Raw genomic sequence first — 1607 nt, 5'->3', positions numbered from 1 at the left:
CCAGCGCCCACGAGGTCAGGCCATGCAGCCCGTCCCGCCACTCGCCGTCGTCCTCGACCGTGGCCAGCGTGGGCTCCGGTCGCGCCGTCCGGCCAGCGATATAACCGCCGAAGCCGAAGCTGATGATCGCCTGGATGATCAGATACAGCCCGGAGAGCAGCGCCAGCGCCGCCGAAGCATCGCGCCATGTCGGCGAGGCCGAACTGACACCGAGGCCGATGGCAACGCCAAAGCCGACCAGGATGAACGACATCGCGCCGGCGGAGAGAGCGCCTGCGAGCACCGAACTCCACTGGATGGACCGGCGGTCGTCGGCAGCGGCACCGCCCTCCATCATGTTGTCCCGTACGAGAGTTTCCATTGCCGTTCTCTCAGCGCAGGCCGAAGAACGACAGGATCGCCATGATCACCACGATCAAGCCGATGAGATAAATCAGTCCGTCCATAGTCCCATCCTCCTCAGACATTTCTGGTTGCTAATCGGGAGGAATGAGGAACGTTCCTAATTCGGCGTCAGTTGCGGAACGAACCGGCAAGATGTGCGTTTCCTGTTCGAGTCCCAAGGATGAAGATTGTGAGCACAAAGGCCTCAGCCGGTCAGCCCCGGGCTGGGGCCTTTCCGCGTTTGCAGTGCCTTATCTCTCCCTCGCCTGTCCTATGTTAAGGACGCCGGCCCCGGGATCATCAAAGATGCGATCGGGGCGGAGCCTTCCGGACCGGGAGCGGCGCGTGGATCGCAGAACGGCGCGCGCCTGCATCAGGCAGATGCATCCGGGAGAAGGCCCTTGCCGATCCCGAGCACCACGACCAGTGGATCGACGAAGCCATCAAATGGCTGGAGCGGGCGATGGAAGCGGGTCGTCGTGCCGTGGAAGCCGACGATGGCAGCCGCATCGCGGAGCCGACCCACGAAACCATTGCCTTGCATCGACGCATCGCCCGCCAGTGAGAGGCGGCCGCGACGCACTGCTGCGGCAATTGTTCCAGGGACGTAACAATGTTGCGGGTCGACACTGTTCCCGCCGCCATGCTAGGCCGGGCACAGACCGCAACCAGAGTGACGTCGTGCTTGCGAACCGCCAGCCCTCCAGAACTTGCCGTCCGCGCAATTGGCGCGGGCTGCTGTCTGTGCTGATCGCGGTTGTCTATCTGCTCGCGAGCGCGCTGCACGGCTCGCACGACATCGACGTCACCACGCCCGGTGGGGGCTCGGAGATCGCTGCGGTCCTCGACGGCTCCCCGGGTCACAGCGACCACAAGGCCATCGGCGGGCATCATTGCCATGGCTGCTTCTCGCTGACGGTGACACAGCCGCCGCTGTCGACCGCATCGGTCGCGCTTGTGTCGGCAACCAGCCCGCAACGTGCATCCCGGCTCGCCGGAATAATCCCCGATACCGACTCCCCACCTCCCAAACATATTGCCTGACGGATTGGTCGGGCGTTCCGCGCCCATTAGGTTCATCCTTCACAGGTCGGTTTCATGCTTCGCAGGGGAATGGCCGCGCGCCTGGCGTGCGCGGCGGTGTGTCTGATTGCCGGAGCGGCGCTTGCACCGTCTCACGCCCAGACTTTGACGATGCGCAGCGCGCTGTCGCGCGCGCTGAC

Annotated in this window: 2 protein-coding genes and 1 pseudogene; 1 reads left to right on the top strand and 2 read right to left on the bottom strand. The window is 64.6% G+C overall.

Annotation, left to right across the window (positions count from 1 at the left end; translation table 11 throughout):
* Together MOV75_RS37335 and MOV75_RS37330 are read right to left on the bottom strand one after the other, a co-directional pair.
* Positions 1-361 (bottom strand): annotated as a pseudogene (locus tag MOV75_RS37335) (hypothetical protein); the annotation flags it as partial.
* Between the two features lie 396 nt (positions 362-757).
* The gene (locus tag MOV75_RS37330; protein WP_246932515.1) at positions 758-910 is read right to left on the bottom strand and encodes a hypothetical protein; all 153 of its coding nucleotides are present in this window, start codon (positions 908-910) and stop codon (positions 758-760) included.
* Positions 911-1065: 155 nt separating this feature from the next.
* On the opposite strand from MOV75_RS37330, the gene MOV75_RS37325 reads away from it, so the two are divergent.
* Positions 1066-1428 carry a hypothetical protein gene (locus tag MOV75_RS37325; protein WP_246932517.1) on the top strand — a complete coding sequence of 121 codons (363 nt, stop codon included), beginning with the start codon at positions 1066-1068 and terminating at the stop codon, positions 1426-1428.
* Positions 1429-1607: the final 179 nt, after the last annotated feature.

The sequence above is a fragment of the Bradyrhizobium sp. PRIMUS42 genome (assembly GCF_023006515.1).
GTDB lineage: Bacteria > Pseudomonadota > Alphaproteobacteria > Rhizobiales > Xanthobacteraceae > Bradyrhizobium.
Note: the sequence above shows the minus strand (reverse complement) of the source record. Positions and strands in the feature narration are given on the sequence as shown.